Source organism: Pseudomonas syringae, from assembly GCF_002157375.1.
In the GTDB taxonomy this organism is placed as follows: Bacteria; Pseudomonadota; Gammaproteobacteria; order Pseudomonadales; family Pseudomonadaceae; genus Aquipseudomonas; species Aquipseudomonas syringae_T.
Window position 1 is genome coordinate 24,477 of sequence record NZ_MTSA01000019.1, and the last position, 19,521, is coordinate 43,997.

Below are 19,521 nucleotides of genomic sequence, written 5' to 3' on the forward strand. Positions count from 1 at the left end.
ACGGTGCGTCTGGACCCTTTTTTTTCTTGAGCAAACTCATCACAGAGGGTTTGATCAAGGTCGCGACTGCAGCCAAGACCATCCGGATCAGCATGACTTGCTACCCGCCTCTCCCCCCACCTGCTTATGTTTTCCAAAGTGGGCCGTTTTATTCCGTATACGCTAAAGCTTCTCAGTGTGTAGAAGCTTGATGATCGCTCGCTGGATGATCTGTCCCTCACGGACTTCCGGGTCGAACTCACTCTCGAATGAACATAGATCGTACTTCTCGTTCAGCTGCCTGAAGAACCTCGAACGCGGCGTAGCGCCTGCGATGCTCGTCTGCGAGCGCTCCCTGTACCGGTGTAAACACACGGTTCAGGCTTGCCATGCGTTCCATGACATCGAGCAGAGGTAAACCCGCTTCAGCAGCAACGGCGCCCAGCATGGCCGCCCCTCGCAATACCGGCTCTTCGGTGTCACTGACCGCCACTGGTATACCGGTGGCATCGGCAAGCAGCTGCCGGACGAAATCGCTCTGGGCTGCACCACCACTGGCGACAATCAGCTCGATATGGATACCGTCACGCGACAGGGCTTCAAGCAGCTGCCGCAGACCGTAAGCGATGCCGCAGAGGCCGGCGACGTATAGGCCGGGGAGTCCCTCCAGTTCCCGATCCAGGGTCAGGCCAGCGAGTACCGCACGGGCATCGGGATCGGCGAACGGCGAACGGTTACCGAGGAATTCGGGCACCACGTGCAGACCGTCGGCCAGACTCAGCGCCGCGCTACCGAGAGGCGCCACCTGGGCTTCGAGCCAGGCAAGCAGCGTCAGGCCCTGTCGCTCAGCCGTCTCGCGTGCTTCCCCCACTGCCGGGTGCAGAGAGACCAGGTGATCGATGGCCGACCCCGCCGCCGACTGCCCGCCCTCGGTGAGCCAGAGCCCCGGCAGCATAGCCGAGTAATATGGCCCCCAGACGCCATCGACGTAGGTCGGCACCGGGCTGGATGCCATGGAGCAGGCCGAGGTGCCGAAGATATAGGCTAGACGCTGCGTGACCGCCGTCTGCCCATGGGGGGAAGCGCCGCCGAGGGAGCCGACCCCACCAGCATGGGCGTCGATCAGCGCCGCGCCCACCGCCGTGCCCGGCAACAAGCTGAAATCGGCTGCCGCGGTCGGGCAGAGACCCTGGCCCAAGGGCGTACCAGGTTCGACGATGCGCGTGCCAATGCGCACGAAACCTTCCGCTGCCAGTTCGCCAAGCCCTATGGTCTCAAAATAGGAGGCGTCCCAGCGTTGCTCGTGGGCCAGATAGGTCCACTTGCAGGTGACGGTGCAGGCCGATCGCGCCAGGTCGCCGGTGGCACGCCAGGTGAGATAGTCTGCCAGGTCGAAAAAATGCCCGGCGCGGTCGAAAGCCTGTGGCAGATGACGTTTGAGCCAGAGCAGCTTGGGCGTTTCCATCTCCGGCGATATACGCCCCCCTACGTAGCGCAGTACCGGATGGCCAGTCGCGGTGATCTCGATCGCCTCCGCCGTGGCGCGATGATCCATCCAGACCATGACGTTGCGCTGGTCGTCGCCTGAGTCGCCGACGCCGACCGGATCGCCCGCGGCCGTCACCACCACCAGCGAGCAGGTGGCATCGAAGCCGATGCCAGCGATGGCCTCAGCCGCGACGCCAGCCTCGTCCAGCACGCTACGGACGCTGCTGGCAATGGCCTGCCAGATCTGTTCAGCCGACTGCTCGACCCGCTGTCCGCCGCCGTGCCAAGTCTCCAGCGGAGTCTTGACCGCAGCCAGCAACCGCCCGCTGGCGTCGAACACGCCTGCCCGCGCGCTGCCAGTTCCCACATCGACCCCTATGAAATATTGGCCCATGGCATTAAAGGTCCACGCTGAAGGGCATGATGATCAGATCGCGGACCACCACGTTGCGCGGCCGGGTCAGCATGAACAGCACCGCTTCGGCGACCTCGTTGGCCTCCATCAGGGCACCCGACGCCTTGGCCTCGTCGAGCTTGGATTGCGGCCAGTCGCTGATCAACGCGGTGACCACCGGCCCGGGCGCCACCGCACCGACGCGAACGCCATGTTTAATCAATTGCCGGCGCAGGGTATGAGTGAAGGCCTGGATGGCATGCTTGGACGCCGTGTAGATCGGCTCCCATACCACCGGGATCAGGCCGGCGATGGAGCTAGTCAGAATGATGTCGCCGCTGCCCCGTTCGATCATGTGCGGCAGCACAGCCTGCACCGACCGGAAGGTGGCGTTGATGTTCAGATTAAGCATGCGATCCCACTGATCAGGATCGCCATTCGCAACTTCGCCGCCGATGTAGGCGCCAGCGTTGGCGTGGAAGATGTCGAGCCGACCGAAGCGGTCGAGGATCTGCGGCAGCATGGTCTTGACGCTGTCCGGATCAAGCAAGTCCACCACCACGGGGAAGGCGTTCGGACCCAGCTCGACGCAGGCCTTCTCCAGGCCTTCGCGAGAGCGGTCTATCAACGCCACCTGGGCACCGGCGGCTAGCATTTCCTTGGCGCACGCCAGGCCGATACCGGAGGCACCGCCAGTAATGGCGGCGACTTTCAGGGAGAGTTTCTGGTTCATGTATTCACCTCTGCATTCGAAAGTGGGACGGCAGAGTCACGCCCGCCCGTGGAAAACCCGTGAACGACGCGCCAGGGCGTCGATGATGACTGCGAGCGCCAGAACGGCGCCAGTGATCATGTAGCGCAGCGCCGAGGACAGGTCGAGCATGGTCAGGCCGCTGGCGATGGACTGGATAACGATCACCCCGAGCAGAGCGGAGTAGGCACTGCCACGACCGCCGAAGAGGCTGGTGCCGCCAATCACCGCCGCGGCGATGGCATTGAGGTTGACGTCACCGGTTCCCGCCTGCTGACTGGCCGAGGCCAGCCGCGCCGCGGCGAGGATGCCGCCCAGCGCGGCCAGGCTGGCGCACAGCACGAAGGCCGAGGTGTAGATACGCCGCACATTGATACCCGCGCGGCGCGCAGCCTCGCGATTGCCGCCCACCGCCATCAGGCTGCGACCCCAGCGGGTCCGGGTGAAGGCGTAATTCATCGCCATCACCAGCGCGACGAAGAAGGCGAAGATCCACGGCACCCCGCGATCCTGGTTGAGGTAGTAGGCGATAGCACCCAGCAGGACCGTCAGGGCCAGAGATTGCAGCGCCAGCCCGATCAGCGAGGGCGCCGACAGCTGCGCCTGGCGCCGCCGCGCCCGCTCCCGGTAGCCATTGAAGAACCGCACCGTGCCGGTCAGACCCGCCAGTAGATAGGCCAGAAGCGGCGGCAGGGTGTCGAGTTGGCCGAAGCTCACCAGGAAGGAGTCGTAGGGCAGGTTGATGGAACCGGCGTTGCCGAGCACCTGGAGCTGCAATCCCAGCACCGTCAGCAGTCCCGCCAGAGACGCGACGAAGCTGGGCATGCCCAGGCGGGTGAACAGCAGCGAATAGAGGCTGCCGATCAGGCCGCCCGCGACCAGGGCAGCAAGGATCGCCAAGCCCACCGGCCACCCCTGATTGACCCAGAGAACGCCCACCATCGCTGAGGCGAAGCCGCTGATGGACCCCACGGACAGATCGATCTCCCCCACCATCAGCACGCACACAACGCCAAGAGAAATGATGCCCACGGTAGCGGCGTCGAACAGCAGGTTGGCCAGGTTGGCGCTGGAGAGAAACACCGGATTCAAAATACCGAACACCGTCCAGATGACCACCAGGCCGATCACCACGGGCAGCGGTCCGAGGTCTCCGGCGCGGATCCGCTCGGCCGTGGCCTTGAGACTGGCGGCCAGGCCCACGGTCTGGTTGACGCGGCTGTCGCTCCGGTCGAGCAACACCGCCGTTTCGTTGGTCTGGCTCATGACGGCTGCTCCTGAGTGGTTTCGAGGGTGGCAGCCTGGCGACGCCGAGCGCGACGCGAGACCGAATTGTCGTCAGCCCCGGTGATGGCGCCGATCAGCTCCTGGCTGCTCACGTCAGGGGCGAAAATACCGTTGTTGCGCCCCAGGCGCAGCACGACGATATGATCGGCCACGGCGCGCACGTCTTCCATGTTGTGGCTGATGACCACCACCGCCAACCCCCGGTCGCGCACCCGCTCGATGAGGTTGAGTACCTCGGCGGTCTGGGCCACGCCCAGAGCAGCGGTGGGCTCGTCGAGCAGAATGACCGTGGGTTCGAGCAGCAGTGATCGTGCGATGGCCACCGTCTGGCGCTGCCCGCCGGAGAGCGCGGCGATGGGTAGCCGCACGCTGGGAATGCGCGCCGAGAGTTCGCCCAGTAGTTTCCAGGTACGGACCTCCATAGTGGTCTCGTCCAGGGCCCAGGGGTGCAGTTCGCGTCCGAGGAACATGTTGGCCACGACGTCGAGGTTCTCGCACAGCGCCAGGTCCTGGAACACTGTGGCGATACCCAGCGCCTGGGCCTGGGCGGGACTGGCAAGGCTCACCGCCTGCCCGCCCACCTTGAGCGAACCGGAGGTGGGCTCGTGAACGCCGGAGATGATCTTGACCAGGGTGGACTTGCCGGCGCCATTGTCACCCACCAGGGCCACCACTTCGCCGGGATAGAGGTCCAGGTCGATATCGGAGAGCACCGAGATCGCACCGAAGCTCTTGCAGATACCACGCAAGCTCAATACAGGCTCGCGCGGGGCCGTCTGGCCGGGATGATCAGCCATGTTTGACTCCCTGATATTGTTGTGAATGTCCAGCAGGACGTAAGAAGTCAGCGCGAGCTGAGCAAGGCGGCTGTCTGTCAACTACCGCACTCGCCACCTCCCCCGCCCGCGCAATGGCATCAGGGCTTGATGCCCAGTTTCTGACAACCCGCGACATAACGATCCGTACACAGCTGGGCAGCGGTCTGGATCGGTTGGCCGGCCACGCGTTGATCGATAATCTCCGCCTTCAAATTCTCGGCCGTGACCAGAGTCGGCACGAACAACCGCGACGGCGCGTCATATAGCGTGGTCTCAGGCTTGGGCGTCTTGCCGGCGATAAACTCGCCCGCAACATCAGCCGCCGCGCTGGCAACGATCTCGCTGGGCTTGGAGATGGTGTTGTACTGGTCGCCGGCAATGATCAGCTGTAGGCCGGCCACCGTGGCATCGTTGCCGGTGATCGGCGGCAACGGGCTCACCCCGGCTGCCTTGAAAGCAGCCACGGCACCGCCAGCAGTTCCGTCGTTGGCAGCCACCACGCCCAGGATGCGCTTGCCGAAGCGGGTGATCTGGCCGCTGGCCCATTGCTGCGCCTTGGCTGGTGCCCACTCGGGCGTGTCGTAATCGGCGAGGATCTGATAGCCGCCTTCGGCGAGGCCGGCCATGATGCCCTTCTTGATCAGTCCGGCGGCGGCATCGGTGGGCGAGCCGCCGATCACAAGCAGGCCACCGCTCTGCGGATCGACCTTCTGCGCTTGCAGGTGCTGTACCAGCGAGGTGGCAATCGCCTTGCCAATCGCCTCGTTGTCAAAGGACACGTAGTAATCGACCGGCACCGAGGTCACCGGTCGATCATAGGCGATGACCTTGACGCCACGGGCCTGCGCCTGACGGACCAGGGAGCCGGCCGCTTTGGAGTCCACCGGATCGAGAACGATGACCTTGGCCCCCTGCGACAGCGCGGCGTTGAACTGCTGTTGCTGACGGGAGGCGTCGCCGCTGGCGTTCTGGTAAATCACTCGGCAGTCGGCACAGACCGTCTTCATCTGTCGCTGGAAGCCTGGCAGGTCGTGTTCTTCGTAGCGGGTAGAACTCTGGTCGGGCATGAGGAAGGCAACCGGCGATGCCGCGGACGGGGCCGCTTGCAGACCGGAGGCGGCCAGGCCGGTGCCGAGGGCAACGGCCAGCACGGTGCGGGTGAACCGGGAGAGCTTGAAGATTCGTGCCATTTTCTTGTTATCCTTGGATAGGGCTTTGAACCGAACTGTTTGTAGACTGCGGCCCCGCCCGTTGGGTGGAGTCTGCTGCGGTGGGAGCCTCAGGATCGCTATACTCCCCTACCTGGCGACACACACCCGACCGACGCCGATCACGAGATCAGACGAACGATGGATAGGGCCAGCGGCACAGCATTGCAGACTGGATTGCAATCCCCTCGACGATGCTGCACAGATTGCACAATCGATGGTGCAATAAGATTTACTCCTCGACCTCTACGACTGTCAAGTGAATTTGCGACCAATGGAAAAGCTCTGTGATGCCCACTAGCAGCAAGAAGAAAGCGACCATCTACGACCTGTCTCAGCTATCGGGCGCTTCCGCGTCCACCGTCAGTGCGGTGCTCAACGGCTCCTGGCGAAAACGACGGATCAAGGAGGCGACGGCGCAGCTCATCCAGTCTCTCGCTGACGAACACGGCTACAGCACCAACCTGCAGGCCCGTGGCCTGCGGCAGTCTCGTTCCGGCCTGGTCGGGCTGATGCTGCCGCTCTACGACAACCGTTTCTTTTCCGCACTGGCGCAAGGCTTCGAAGCACGCGTCCGGGCGCGCGGCCTCTGCCCGTTGGTCGTAAGTGGCTGCCGCGATCCGCAACTGGAGCTTAGTACCGTGGAGTCGCTGCTGGCCTACTCCATCGACGAGCTATTCATCGTCGGCGCTACCGATCCGGACAGCATCCACAGCGCCTGCGCGCGTGCCGGCGTACGGCATCTCAATCTCGACCTGCCGGGTACCCTCGCCCCATCGATCACCAGTGACAACTACGCCGGCGCCTTCGAGCTGACGCAGGCAATCCTCAGCGAGCTGGCGCCCAGCAGCGACCTGTCATCGACGGATCTCTGCCTGTTCGGCGGCTACTCCGACTATGCCAGCCGGGAACGGATCGGCGGATTTCTGGCCGCCAAGCGGGCGCATTTCGGCGAAGCTACCAGCGACGACGTCTTCAGCGCCCCCGGCTATTCGCCGGCCATGACCCGCCAGGCCCTGACCACTCATGTCCAATGCCACGGGCGGTTGCCGCGAGGGGTCTTCATCAACTCCACCATCAACCTGGAGGGCCTGCTCGGCGTGCTGCCGCAGCAGTCAACGGACCCTGTCGCCGACTTGGTGGTGGGCTGCTTCGACTACGACCCCTTCGCCTCTTTCCTGCCCTTCCCGGTCTACATGATGCGCCAGAACGTCGACCGCATCCTTGAGCTGGCCTTTGAACTCATCGACCAACCCGAGCCAGAGGTTCGGCTGTACAAGGTCGCACCAATACTTGTACCACCGCGCACGGCGCTGCCCAGCTTGCTGGATGCATACGGCCAAGGCTACTGAGCTGGACGAGTCAGTAGCCGCTACACCGCCGCGGATTCGGGCATGACGCAGATGCCTTTCTGACTCAGAAAACATCCTGCCGCCACAGCAATGCCGAAGTCCCCGCTTTCCAGTACAGATTTATCCTCTCGGTAAACGCCTAATGATCTCAAGCTGATCGTTTCAGTCATGGCTGCCCTGCGCTCTGGAATCCACTGATTGCATACACGCCTCTGGACCACCGCCGCCAGCACGTTACGCGATTGATATCGGCCTCTGAAGCAAGCGTGCGACGACGATGCCATCACGGTCGGTTTGCTGTGATGACCGAACAAAAAAAACGTCCATTGCACATACCGATCCCCCCTGTCCCCTGACTTTTTCACGGCCGGACCATTGGCTGTTGACGAGCCTGGGAGACGTGAATGCAGGCGCCAACATGATTTCCGCTGACTTGCCGATGTTCGACAACGAACGTCCGGACTTCGAACTGACCTCCCCTCAACAAGGCATCTGGTTTGACCAGATCGCGAACCCTGAACTGCCCTATTACAACATCGGCATGGTCCTTGAGATCAAGGGGGAACTGGATGTTGCACTTTTCGAGAAAGCGTTCCAGCTGGTCATGGATCGGCATGAGTCATTGCGCCTGGTTCTCAGCGTGCAGGACGGACAGGTACGCCAACGTGTGATGGCTGACGTCAAAGCGCCGTTGAGCGTTGTCGAGTTCTCTGGCGAACAGGCTTCAGAGCCGCAGGTGAAGGCGTACCTGCAAGATGCTTTTCGTCAGCCGTTCAACCTGGTGGGCGAAGTACTTTGGGAAGCCAGGCTCGTGCGCTGCGGGCCGGAACGGTATTACTGCCTGCATCGCTACCACCACCTGATATGCGACGGCGTGACGGTCCATTTGCTTCATCACGCTGTCGCAGATGCCTACAACGGCTTGCTGCGTGATGATCACAACCCGCCTCAAGGGAACGCCTACCTGTCGTTTCTCGCAGAGGATCAGGCCTATGCAGGGTCGCCGCGCTTCGAACGTGACAAGGCGTTCTGGAAAGAGCTGTATGCCGAGCTGCCGCCCCCTTTATTGCAGCCACGCGTTGCGGTCGCCGACAACCGTATAGCGCCGAGCGCGCTGAGCCAGATGATGATTCCCCGGGGGCTGTTCAATGAGCTTGCGCGGTTTGCACGCAGCAAGGGTCTGTCACTCCCGCATATGTTCATGAGCATTATCAGCACTTACTTCTGCCGTACCACCGGCGTTGATTCCATCGTGATCGGCATGCCGGTCCATAACAGGACAACGGTTTACCAGAAGAACACCGCGGGAATGTTTTCCTCCCTGAACCCCGTCCGTCTCGATGTGAACCCCGAAGCCTCGTTTCTGGAACTGATGCAGAGCACTGCCGCCAGCTTGCGCCGCGGCTACCGTCATCAACGCTTTCCGATAGCAGAACTCAACCGGATGTTGAAACTGAGTCAGGCGGGCCGTCGGCAACTGTTTGACCTGTCCCTGTCGTTTGAAAGCCTCGACGGAAACGCGGTATTCGGCAATAGCCCGACGGAAGCCATCCCCCAATACAACGGGTATGAGCGCCTGCCGCTGGCGATTTTCGTTTGCGATTATCACCCGGACAAAGACGTTTACCTGGACTTCAACTTCAATACGGCGTTCTTCACGCTGAAAGACGTGCAGCAGATTCAAACGCGCATTCTTTCAATGCTCAACCATGTCATCGAAGGGCAAGACACACCGGTTTCGCACTTTCCGGTCATGCCGAGGGCTGAACAGCAACAACTGCTGAAGACCTTCAATGCCACGGAATACCTGTACCCGCAAGACGAACTCATTCACACCCGATTCGAACAACAGGCAGCACGCCAACCAGACGCCTGCGCGGTCAGCGACCACCGCGGCAAGGTGCTGACTTACGCCGAACTGAACCGTGAAGCCAACCAGTTGGCGCATCATTTGATCGAACGGGGCATTGGCCCGGATGACCGGGTGGCAATCTGCGTCGAGCCTGGGCCACAGATGATTATCGGCCTGCTGGGGATTCTCAAGGCGGGGGCGGGTTATGTACCGCTGGACCCTGCTTACCCCGCTGAACGTCTGTCCTACCTGCTGCAAAACAGCTCACCGGCTGCGGTGCTGGTGCAAGCCGCAACAGCCGATGTGCTGTCGCTCGGCTCGCTGCCGGTCATCCCTCTGGACGATGCCGCTTTGCAAGCACAATCCATCCAGAATCCGCACGTGCCGGGGCTGAACGCTTCGCATCTGGCCTACGTGATCTACACCTCAGGTTCCACCGGTTTGCCGAAAGGCGTGCAGGTCGAACATCGCAACGTGGCACGTCTGTTCTCGGCCACCGACGCGTGGTTCGGCTTCAACGCAGATGACGTCTGGGCGCTGTTCCACTCGTTTGCTTTCGACTTCTCGGTCTGGGAAATCTGGGGCGCACTGGTTCACGGCGGGCAACTGCTGATCGTCCCGCAAGGGGTCAGCCGCTCACCGCAGGAATGCTATGCACTGCTTTGCGACGCAGGGGTCACGGTCCTCAACCAGACGCCTTCGGCGTTCCGGCAGTTAATCGCAGCACAGGCCGACAGCCAGCAAGCGCACACCCTGCGTCAGGTGATCTTCGGCGGCGAAGCGCTGGACACCGGAATCCTCAAGCCTTGGTACGCCAGGTCAGCCAACGCCGAAACGCAACTGGTGAACATGTACGGCATCACCGAAACCACGGTGCATGTGACGTATTACCCGTTGCAGGCCGCCGATGCCGAACGCTCAGGCGTCAACCCGATTGGCCGGCGAATTCCGGATTTGCAGCTTTATGTGCTCGACGCCCTGCGCCAGCCCGTGCCTCTGGGCGTGGTCGGTGAGCTGTATGTCGGTGGCGCCGGCGTTGCGCGTGGCTACCTGAACCGCCCCGATCTGAATGAAGAGCGTTTTCTCGCCAACCCGTTCAGCGAACAGCCCGATGCCCGGCTGTACCGCACTGGCGATCTGGTGCGCTGGGCAGCCGACGGCAGCCTCGAGTACCTGGGTCGCAACGACGATCAGGTCAAGATCCGTGGTTTCCGTATCGAACTGGGTGAAATCGAAGCCCGTCTGGCCGGGCACGAGGCGGTAAGGGAAGCGGTGATCATGGCCCGTGAAGACGTGCCGGGCGACAAGCGTCTGGTGGCCTACTTCACCGCAGATGCTGACGTGGGCCGCGACGTGCTGCGCGAACATTTGCAAGCGCAACTGCCGGATTACATGGTGCCCGCTGCCTACGTACGCCTCGATTCTCTGCCCCTGACCTCAAACGGCAAGCTGGATCGCAATGCCCTGCCCGCGCCTGATCAGTCATCGTTGGTCAGCCGTGAATACGAAGCGCCCATTGGCGAGATCGAGACGTCCATCGCCGGTCTCTGGCAAGCACTGCTGGGCATTGATCAGGTGGGCCGCCATGACCACTTTTTCGAGCTGGGCGGGCATTCAGTGCTGGCCGTCAAGCTGATAGAGCACATGCGCCAGATCGGCCTGAGCGCCGATGTACGCGTGCTGTTCAGCCAGCCGACGCTGGCCGCCCTGGCCGCTGCCGTGGGCGGCGGCACTGACATCGTGGTGCCGGCCAATCTGATCCCGGAGGGCTGCGAACGCATCACCCCGGACATGCTGCCACTGGCGACTCTCACTCAGGGCGAAATCGATCGCATCGTGGCCACGGTGCCCGGCGGTGTGGCCAATGTGCAAGACATCTATGCCCTTGCGCCATTGCAGGAAGGCATTCTTTACCACCATATTTCCGCGGAGCGCGGCGATCCTTATGTGCTGAAATCAGTGTTCGCCTTTCAGGACCAAGCCCGTCTGGACGCCTTCAGTCAGGCGTTGCAACAGCTGATCCAGCGCCACGACATCCTCCGCACCGCCCTGCTTTGGGAAGGACTGGACGAATCGGTGCAAGTGGTCTGGCGCCAGGCCGCATTGATCAGTGAAACCCTTGACCTGAATCCGGATCAAGGCGATATCGCCACGCAACTGCAACACCGCCATGACCCGCAGCATTTTCGCCTGAACCTGAGGCAGGCACCGTTGATGCGGCTGGTCAGTGCCTACGACGCCGCCCATCAGCGCATCGTCTCGCTGCTGCTGTGCCATCACCTGGTGCTCGACCACACCGCGCTGGAGGTGATGCGTGACGAAATACAGGCCCTGATGGCGGGTGAAGGGCATGGCTTGCCGGCTTCGGTGCCGTACCGCAACTACGTGGCCCAGGCCCGGCTGGGCGTCAGCGTCGAAGCCCACGAAACCTTCTTCCGCGACCTGCTCGGCGACATCGACGAGCCGACCCTGCCGTTCAACCTGCACGATGTGCAGCGCGACGGCGGTGAAATCGAAGAAGTGCATCAGCGTATTGATCGCACGTTGAGCCAGCGCCTGCGCCAGCAGGCCCGGCTGTCCGGAGTGAGTGCAGCCAGCCTGATGCACCTCGCCTGGGCACAAGTCGTCGGACGTTTTTCAGGACGCGATGTCGTGGTCTTCGGCACTGTCCTGATAGGTCGCATGAGCGGCTCGGCGGGCACGGACCGGGCGCTGGGCATGTTCATCAACACGCTGCCGATGCGCATCGACGTGGGTCAGCAGGGCGCTCAGGCCGGCGTTAAAACCACTCACGCCCAGTTGTCGGCACTGCTTGAACACGAGCATGCCTCGTTGGCACTGGCGCAGCGTTGCAGCGGTGTGCTGGGCGATCTGCCGCTGTTCAGCGCCCTGCTCAACTATCGACACACTGACGGCGAAGCCTTGAGCCAAGAAGCCGGCGCAGTGTGGGCCGGCATTCAAGTGCTGAACGCCGAGGAACGCAGCAACTACCTGTTGACGTTGAACGTGGACGATCTGGGAGAGGACTTCATACTCAACGCCCAGACCGTTGCTGACATCGGTGCGCAGCGTGTCTGCCATTACATGCAGGCCGCGCTGGAAAGCCTGGTCGATGCCCTTGAGCATGCACCTCAAGCGCCCTTGCACAGCCTCTCGGTCCTGCCGGAGCAGGAACACCATCAACTGCTGGTCGACTTCAACGCCACGCCATTCGATTACCCGCTGGAGCAGACCCTCCACGGGCTGTTCGAAGCTCAGGTCGAGCGCACGCCGCAAGCACTCGCTGTGATGCATGGCGATGTCTGCCTGAGCTATCGCGAGCTGAACAACCGGGCCAACCAACTGGCGCATCACTTGATCGATATCGGAGTCAGACCGGATGGCCGGGTGGCGATCTGCGCCGAGCGTAGCGAGTCGATGGTCATTGGTTTACTCGCGATCCTGAAAGCAGGCGGCAGCTACGTACCGCTGGACCCGACTTATCCAGCGGACCGGATGGCCTACATGCTGCACGATAGTGCTCCCACGGCGGTCCTGACTCAACGCGCGACACGAGACCTGCTGGCCGATGTGTCAGTGCCGGTGATTGATCTGGACGCTTGGTCATTGCCATTGCAGGATCAGCCGGTTGCCAATCCACACGTGCCGGGCCTGACCTCGGCTCATTTGGCCTACGTGCTGTACACCTCAGGTTCCACCGGTACGCCCAAGGGCGTGATGAATGAACACCGTGGCGTGGTCAATCGTCTGCTTTGGGCGCGAGACCACTACACGGTGAACGAAACCGACCGCGTCCTGCAAAAGACGCCCTTCGGCTTCGACGTGTCGGTCTGGGAGTTCTTCCTGCCCTTGCTGGCCGGTGCCCAGTTACACATGGCACGGCCAGGCGGGCATCAGGATCCGGCCTATATCGCTCAAGTCATTCGCGAACACCGCATTACCCTGATGCACTTTGTGCCTTCGATGCTCGATGTCTTCCTGGAACATGGCGACAGCCAAGGCTTCAGTGACCTGCGGCGCGTCCTGTGCAGCGGCGAAGCATTGCCCGGCCATCTGGTTCGCCGCTTCAAGAACCAACTCCCGGACATCGCGCGGCACAACCTGTACGGCCCGACCGAAGCGGCCATCGACGTCACCGCATGGGACTGTTCGGGGCTCGACACGCCCGACAGTACGCCGATCGGCAAACCGGTTGCCAATACCCGTATCTACTTGCTCGATGCCCATCAGCAGCCCGTTCCTCTGGGGGTCGCGGGAGAGATTTACATTGGCGGGGTTCAGGTAGCACGCGGTTATCTGAACCTCGCACAACTGACCGCCGAGCGGTTCCTGAACGACCCGTTCAGCGATGAGCCCAATGCCCGTCTCTACAGAACCGGCGATCTGGGCCGCTGGCTGGCCGACGGCACTGTCGAGTACCTGGGCCGTAATGATTTCCAGGTGAAGATCCGCGGCTTGCGCATCGAGCTGGGCGAGATCGAAGCGCAGTTGCTGGCCTGCGAGGAGGTCAGAGAGGCGGTGGTGATCGCTCGTCAGGAAACCGAAGGGGATGCCTGCCTGATCGGCTACGTGGTCGGGACCCACGGAAACGCGCTTTCGACGCAGGCATTACAGACGCATCTGCGCCAGCACGTCCCCGACTACATGGTGCCAAGGTACCTTGTGCAGCTGGAGCATCTCCCGCTCAACGCAAACGGCAAGCTGGACCGCAAGGCCTTGCCCGAGCCTGCACCGACGCTGGGGAACAGCGACGCAACAGCGCCGCGCACGGCACTGGAACAGGCTCTGGCGCAGCTCTGGAAAGACAACCTGAAACGGGATGTGGTGGGCGTCCATGATAACTACTTCATGCTGGGCGGCGATTCGCTGAAGGTCATCCATCTACAGATCAAGGCACGTGAGCACGGCATGGCGCTCACCTTGACGCAGATTTACCAGAACCCGACCATCGCTCATCTGGCCGAGCTTCTGGACGCGCAGCAGGCGCCCTCATCACTATGGCAGCCCGTGTTGCATGTGAAGCCTTTTGCCCAGGTATCAGAAGACATCCGCCTGGCCAGCGAGGGCGTGTTCGATGATGTGTTCGCGGCGTCGCAGCTTCAGGTCGGCATGATCTATCACTCGATGATGCACCCGGACTCGGCGATCTATCACGACATCTTTCGCTACCGGCTGCGCCTTCGCTGGGATGCTGCGTCATGGAACCAGGCGTGCAGCGCGCTGATCCGGCGTCATCCGGCCTTGCGCATGTCCTTTGACATAAGCCATTCCGCCACGCCACTGGCTCGTGTGCATTCCACAGTGGTGTCGCCGGTGCAGATCACTGACGTCACCTCCCTGAGCCAGGCCGAGCGGACACAGGCGGTATCCACTTATGTGGAAGCGCGCAAGCGTCACCAGCAGGACTGGCATCAGGCGCCGCTGTATCAGTTCGGCGTCTTCGTCGCAGAGGACGACATCGACCTGGTGTTCAGCTTTCACCACGCCATTCTCGACGGCTGGAGCGTCGCCACCCTGATGCGTGACCTGATCACGCTCTACACCTCGGAGCCGGAAACGGACTCGTTGCCCGCCCTGACCACCACGCCAGCCGATTTCATCGCCCTGGAGAAAGAAGCTGTGCAGACGGACGAGCATCGTCTGTTCTGGAACGAATACCTGCGCGAGGCGCCTGCGGCGTCGATGACCAGTTGGGTCCATGCGGTCGCCCCTGACCCTGTAGCGCACCGCTCGGCCTACCGTGAACTGCCGGCGGCTGACCTGACCCGGCTCGAAGCATTCTGTCGCGCGCAGGACCTGCCGTTGCGCTCGGTCTTGCTGACCGCTCACGGCGTTGCACAAGCCATCATGTCCAACCAGAAAGAAGTGCTGTGCGGCGTCATCAGCCACGGTCGACCCGAGTTTGAGGATGCAGCCTCGGTGCTGGGCCTGTTTCTCAACACCCTGCCCCTGCGTTTCAACTCGCTGGGCAAGAGCTGGATAGAGCTGGTTCGCCAATCGATTGCCGAGGAACAACAGGTGTTCACGCATCGGCGCTATCCGTTTGCGCTGATCCACCGCGAAACCGACGTCGCCTTGAACGTGGTGTTCAATTACGTCGATTTTTATGTGCTCAAGGACATGCTGGCCCAAGGCGACGAAACCCTCATTGACTGGGAAACGACCGAAGCCAGCAACTATGACTTGCTGACCACCATCGGTCGTCATCCGGGCAACGGCTCGCTGATCGTGAAGATGGATTACCGCACTGCCCGCGTCGCCGAAAGCCAGGTCCAGGCGTATACCGAATACCTGGTGCGCACCCTGGCCTTGATGATGGAGGCGCCAGAGGCCAGCCCCTGCGTACCGGCATGGTCCCCTGTTATCGAGCAGACCACGCCCGCCCCGACTGCGGCACGGGCGTCTGACAATCTGGCGAGCCTGTTGCTGGACAGCTTTACCCGCCATGACTCGCAAACCGCCGTGAGTTTCGGCGAGACCCGGCTGTCGTACCGCGAATTGAGAGACGCCAGTGCGCGAATGACAGGCTGGCTACACCGACACAACATAGGCCAGGGAGACCGGGTTGCGATCATGATGCCTCGCTCGCCTGACCTGATCGTCGCCTTGCTCGGTGTCATACAGTCTGGCGCCGCGTATGTGCCGATAGACCTGAGCTTCCCGGATGATCGCATCCGGCTGATTCTCGATGATTCGCAACCCGGTCTGATCCTGTTTTCCGACGCGTCTGAACAGCGGGTGACATCACTGGCGGAGCCTGCACACAAGCGCCACTGGAACAGCGTGGTCGCAGAGTTCGACCACGCGCCGGAACACGAGCGGGTTGCCTCACTCGCCGAGGGTATCGAGGCCGACGACAATGCTTACGTTCTGTACACGTCGGGTTCCACTGGCCGCCCCAAAGGTGTCGCCATGCCGCACCGCGCCCTGGCCAATCTGATCCTTTGGCAGAACCGCGAGCAGGCGCAAGGCATCGACCCGGCCGTCGCGTTGAAGACACTGCAATACTCATCCATTTCGTTCGACGTGTCGTTCCAGGAAATTCTTTCGACCCTGTGCTGCGGCGCTGAACTGGTGATGATCGAAGAAGCGCTGCGCTATGACTTCATCAAACTGTTGAAGCTGATCTGCGCGCAGCAGATCAACCGCCTGTTCCTGCCCTACGTCGCCTTTCAGGGGCTGGCAGAAGTGGCCATGCAATTGGGGATTCGACCCGTATCGCTGCGCCGGATCAACGTGGCCGGTGAGCAATTGAAGATCACGGGTGAGATCCGCGACCTCATTGATGGCCTCGAAGATTGTCAGGTGGAAAACCATTACGGTCCGACCGAGTCGCATGTGGTCACGCGCCTGAAACTTGAAGGCGCGACCGCAACCTGGCCGAGCATGCCGTCGATCGGCACGCCTGTGGACGGGGTACGCCTGCACGTTCTGGACGCCGACGGGCATGCCTGCCAGGTCGGGGTGATAGGCGAGCTGTTTATCGAAGGCCCGTGCCTGGCAAACGGTTACTGGAATCGAACCGATCTGACTGACGAACGCTTCGTCTATCGGCAATTGGAAGGCCAGACCCGCAGGCTGTATGAAACCGGGGACATCGGGTTTTACCTGCCGTGGGGCGACCTGGTCTATCAAGGTCGTGGGGATGCCCAGGTCAAGATTCGCGGCTATCGCGTCGAACTGGGCGAGATCGAGGTGGCCATGCTTGGCTCCCCCCGATTCGGCGCCGACATTCGGCAAGTCGCCGTTATCGACAAGCCTGCACACGACGGCAGCCGTTATCTGGTGGGCTTTGTCCAGTTCATGCCGGGGCGCCTGCCGGATCTGGATCAACTCAAGGCAGAAATGCGTCTGACGCTGCCCGATTACATGGTGCCCAATACGCTGATCAGCATTGAGCAATTGCCAGTGGGTCCCACCGGCAAGATCGACCGTCAGCAACTGCAAAAGGTAGAGATTCAAACCACCCTGCTGCGGCCCTTCACCGCGCCTCGAAATGCCATTGAAGACCTGTTGCAGGCTTATTGGCAGGAAGCCTTGGGCCTGGAAGACATCAGCGTCCATGACAACTTCTTCGAGGTGGGCGGCAACTCGCTCAAAGCGGTGCAACTGGTCGCGAAGCTGACGCTGCATCAAGGTCTGGAGCCCTCACTGTCCGACTTCATCCAGGCTCCGACCATCGCCGAATTCGCCCAGGTGCTGCAAGGGACCGACACCGGACACTCGGCCACTGGCGCGCTGGTGGACTTCAAGAACGCCCCAGGCAAACCGCCGGTGTTTCTGGTCCACCCCATAGGCGGCCACGTGCTGTGCTACGCCGCGCTGGCGCGCGTCCTCAAGGATCGGGTGAATCTGCATGCACTTCAGGCGCCGGGGACCTGGGACGACCGTGAACCGATCCCGTCGGTACACGGCCAGGCGGTGTATTACGCAGATGCCATCGAGCAGGTCGTCCCGCACGGCCCAATGAACATCGGGGGCTGGTCATATGGTGGCGTGGTGGCGTATGAGCTGGGGAGCGAGTTGCAGCGTCGCGGGCGGCTTGTGCATAACGTGTTCCTGCTCGACACCATCGTGCGTATCAGCCAGGGCCAGGTGCAGGTCGAACGCTCCGAGTTCCTCAACTGGTTCATGTGGGAATTGCTCAGCGGCGACGGTCAGAAGGAATACGACTATCAGGCTCTGGATTTTTCCTCCCAGAGCGATTCGCAAGCGTTCGCGGCGATCCGGCAACACGGTATCGATCAGGGCATGTTCGACGAAACCATTACTGTGGCGACGCTCGACCAGTTGTTCAGGGTGTTCCATGCCAACTGGCAAGGAATGCTGGAGTACCGCTTTCCGCCGCGGGACTTGCCCGTGACGCTGTTCGCGGCGGATGTCGCGCTGCCCGATGTGCTGCAAGGTCCCCACGAACTGGTAGGCACTGCCTTCAACGATCCGTACCGCGGATGGCGCGCGCTATCGCCTCAGGTACGGCGCATTGGCGTGGAAGGCGACCACCTGACGATGATGCGCGAACCGCATATCCAGCGGGTTGGCCAATTCATCGGGTTACACATGGACGCGGCCCTGACAGGGCACGCAGGCAACGGAGCCGGATTGCCAGCTCCGTCAGACTTGGACGGCTTGATACAGGTGAAAACAGCATGACAGAACCCAGGAAAGCCATCGTGGCAGGCGCCGGTGTCGGCGGCCTGACAGCGGGCATCGCCCTGCAACGCGCAGGATGGCAGGTCAAGGTCTTCGAAGCGGCGCAAACGCTGCGCACCGGCGGCACCGGCTTGTCCATCATGGCCAATGCAATGGCAGCGCTGAACTCGATCGGTGCCCATGTTCCGGTCGAACAGGCGGGTCAGGAGATTCGTCAGTTCTTTTTCAAGAAACCTTGTGGCGCGCCCATCACCCGCATTCCTATTCGTGAAATAGGCGAGCAACTGGGCTACCCCAGTATCAGCATCCAGCGGCCTTTACTGCTGCGTGCGCTGGCGCAACAGCTTGCACCCGACACGCTGATCACGGGTGTACGTTGCACGGGTTATAGCAACCACGCCAACGGCGTGACGGTGCGCTTCGAAGACGGCAGCACGCAGGAGGCCGACCTGCTGATTGGCGCCGACGGCCTCAATTCGGTTATCCGCCGACAGATGCTGGGCGAAACGCCCATACGTTCCTCAGGCTATGTCGCCTGGCTGGCGGTCACACCGTTCAGTCACCCGGTCATGACCGAAGGCTACGTCGCGCATTACTGGGGCCGCGGCAAGCGCTTCGGGCTGTGCAGTGTGGGTGACGGCCATGCTTACTGGTGGGCAACCTGTAACCATGAAGACGCCGCGCGCGACGCCCTGAGCATCAACAAACAGGAAGTACTCGACGCCTACGCCGGCTGGGCACCGGAAGTCAGTGCCGCCATCGAGGCGACGCCCGAAGAGGTCATATTGAAAATGCATGCCAGGGATCGCCCACCCGTAGAGCAGTTCTGCGACGGGCACGTAGCGCTGTTGGGCGACGCGGCTCATCCGATGTTGCCAAGCCTGGGCCAAGGGGCCGCGCAGGCCATCGAAGACGCCGTAGTACTGGCTGATCGCCTGACACGAACGTCTGACCTGCGCACCGCACTGGCGGAATACGAGGCATACCGACATCCCCGCGCCAACGGAATCGTCAACGCCGCGCGCTTCATGAGCGGCATCGAACAGGCCGAGTCCGGCATCGCCTGCTGGCTGCGCGACTGGTACATGCGCCTGACGCCCGAAAGCAGCCTGCGCAAAAAGAATATCGATATTCTGTCGTTTAAACCCTGCGCTTGAGTGGGGTTCTTGACGGCCACTCCTGATCCGCTGGATCAGGGAGTGGCCGATTGTAGTGGGCGAGATAATCGTTTAGCAGGTA

At 62.0% G+C, this 19,521-nt stretch carries 7 protein-coding genes and 1 pseudogene; 3 read left to right on the forward strand and 5 right to left on the reverse strand.

Annotated elements, in window-relative coordinates; translation table 11 throughout:
- Nucleotides 1–238: 238 nt before the first annotated feature.
- The 5 genes from BW686_RS21620 to BW686_RS21640 all read right to left on the reverse strand — a co-directional run bounded on the left by BW686_RS21620 (nt 239) and on the right by BW686_RS21640 (nt 5,907).
- Nucleotides 239–1,861, reverse strand: a complete 1,623-nt coding sequence (locus BW686_RS21620; RefSeq protein ID WP_084919523.1) for an FGGY-family carbohydrate kinase — start codon at nt 1,859–1,861, stop codon at nt 239–241.
- Between the two features lie 4 nt (nt 1,862–1,865).
- A complete protein-coding gene (locus BW686_RS21625) occupies nt 1,866–2,594 on the reverse strand; it encodes an SDR family oxidoreductase (RefSeq protein WP_084919524.1) in 729 nt (242 codons plus the stop codon).
- Nucleotides 2,595–2,630: 36 nt separating this feature from the next.
- A complete protein-coding gene (locus BW686_RS21630) occupies nt 2,631–3,878 on the reverse strand; it encodes a sugar ABC transporter permease (RefSeq protein WP_084919525.1) in 1,248 nt (415 codons plus the stop codon).
- Nucleotides 3,875–4,696 (reverse strand): ATP-binding cassette domain-containing protein, encoded by an 822-nt coding sequence (locus BW686_RS21635; protein ID WP_084919526.1) that lies wholly within the window; start codon nt 4,694–4,696, stop codon nt 3,875–3,877. Before BW686_RS21635 ends, BW686_RS21630 begins: the two co-directional genes overlap by 4 nt.
- Before the next feature lie 119 nt (nt 4,697–4,815).
- On the reverse strand, nt 4,816–5,907 hold the full coding sequence (locus BW686_RS21640; RefSeq protein WP_084919527.1) for an ABC transporter substrate-binding protein: 1,092 nt from the start codon (nt 5,905–5,907) through the stop codon (nt 4,816–4,818).
- Nucleotides 5,908–6,215: 308 nt separating this feature from the next.
- Between BW686_RS21640 and BW686_RS21645 the strand changes: the two genes are divergently transcribed.
- The 3 genes and pseudogenes from BW686_RS21645 (at nt 6,216) to BW686_RS21655 (ending at nt 19,439) form a co-directional block, all read left to right on the forward strand.
- On the forward strand, nt 6,216–7,277 hold the full coding sequence (locus BW686_RS21645) for a LacI family DNA-binding transcriptional regulator (protein WP_084919528.1): 1,062 nt from the start codon (nt 6,216–6,218) through the stop codon (nt 7,275–7,277).
- Nucleotides 7,278–7,695: 418 nt separating this feature from the next.
- Nucleotides 7,696–18,120 (forward strand): annotated as a pseudogene (locus tag BW686_RS21650) (amino acid adenylation domain-containing protein); the annotation flags it as partial.
- A 158-nt stretch (nt 18,121–18,278) separates the two neighbouring features.
- The gene (locus BW686_RS21655) at nt 18,279–19,439 is read left to right on the forward strand and encodes an FAD-dependent monooxygenase (protein ID WP_084919530.1); all 1,161 of its coding nucleotides are present in this window, start codon (nt 18,279–18,281) and stop codon (nt 19,437–19,439) included.
- Nucleotides 19,440–19,521: the final 82 nt, after the last annotated feature.

What these genes read in the sequence shown, in the direction of transcription:
- BW686_RS21640 (WP_084919527.1), bottom strand. Translation starts at nt 5,907, where the DNA reads ATGGCACGAATCTTCAAGCTCTCCCGGTTCACCCGCACCGTGCTGGCC.
- BW686_RS21645 (WP_084919528.1), top strand. Translation starts at nt 6,216, where the DNA reads ATGCCCACTAGCAGCAAGAAGAAAGCGACCATCTACGACCTGTCTCAG.
- BW686_RS21625 (WP_084919524.1), bottom strand. Translation starts at nt 2,594, where the DNA reads ATGAACCAGAAACTCTCCCTGAAAGTCGCCGCCATTACTGGCGGTGCC.
- BW686_RS21635 (WP_084919526.1), bottom strand. Translation starts at nt 4,696, where the DNA reads ATGGCTGATCATCCCGGCCAGACGGCCCCGCGCGAGCCTGTATTGAGC.
- BW686_RS21620 (WP_084919523.1), bottom strand. Translation starts at nt 1,861, where the DNA reads ATGGGCCAATATTTCATAGGGGTCGATGTGGGAACTGGCAGCGCGCGG.
- BW686_RS21630 (WP_084919525.1), bottom strand. Translation starts at nt 3,878, where the DNA reads ATGAGCCAGACCAACGAAACGGCGGTGTTGCTCGACCGGAGCGACAGC.
- BW686_RS21655 (WP_084919530.1), top strand. Translation starts at nt 18,279, where the DNA reads ATGACAGAACCCAGGAAAGCCATCGTGGCAGGCGCCGGTGTCGGCGGC.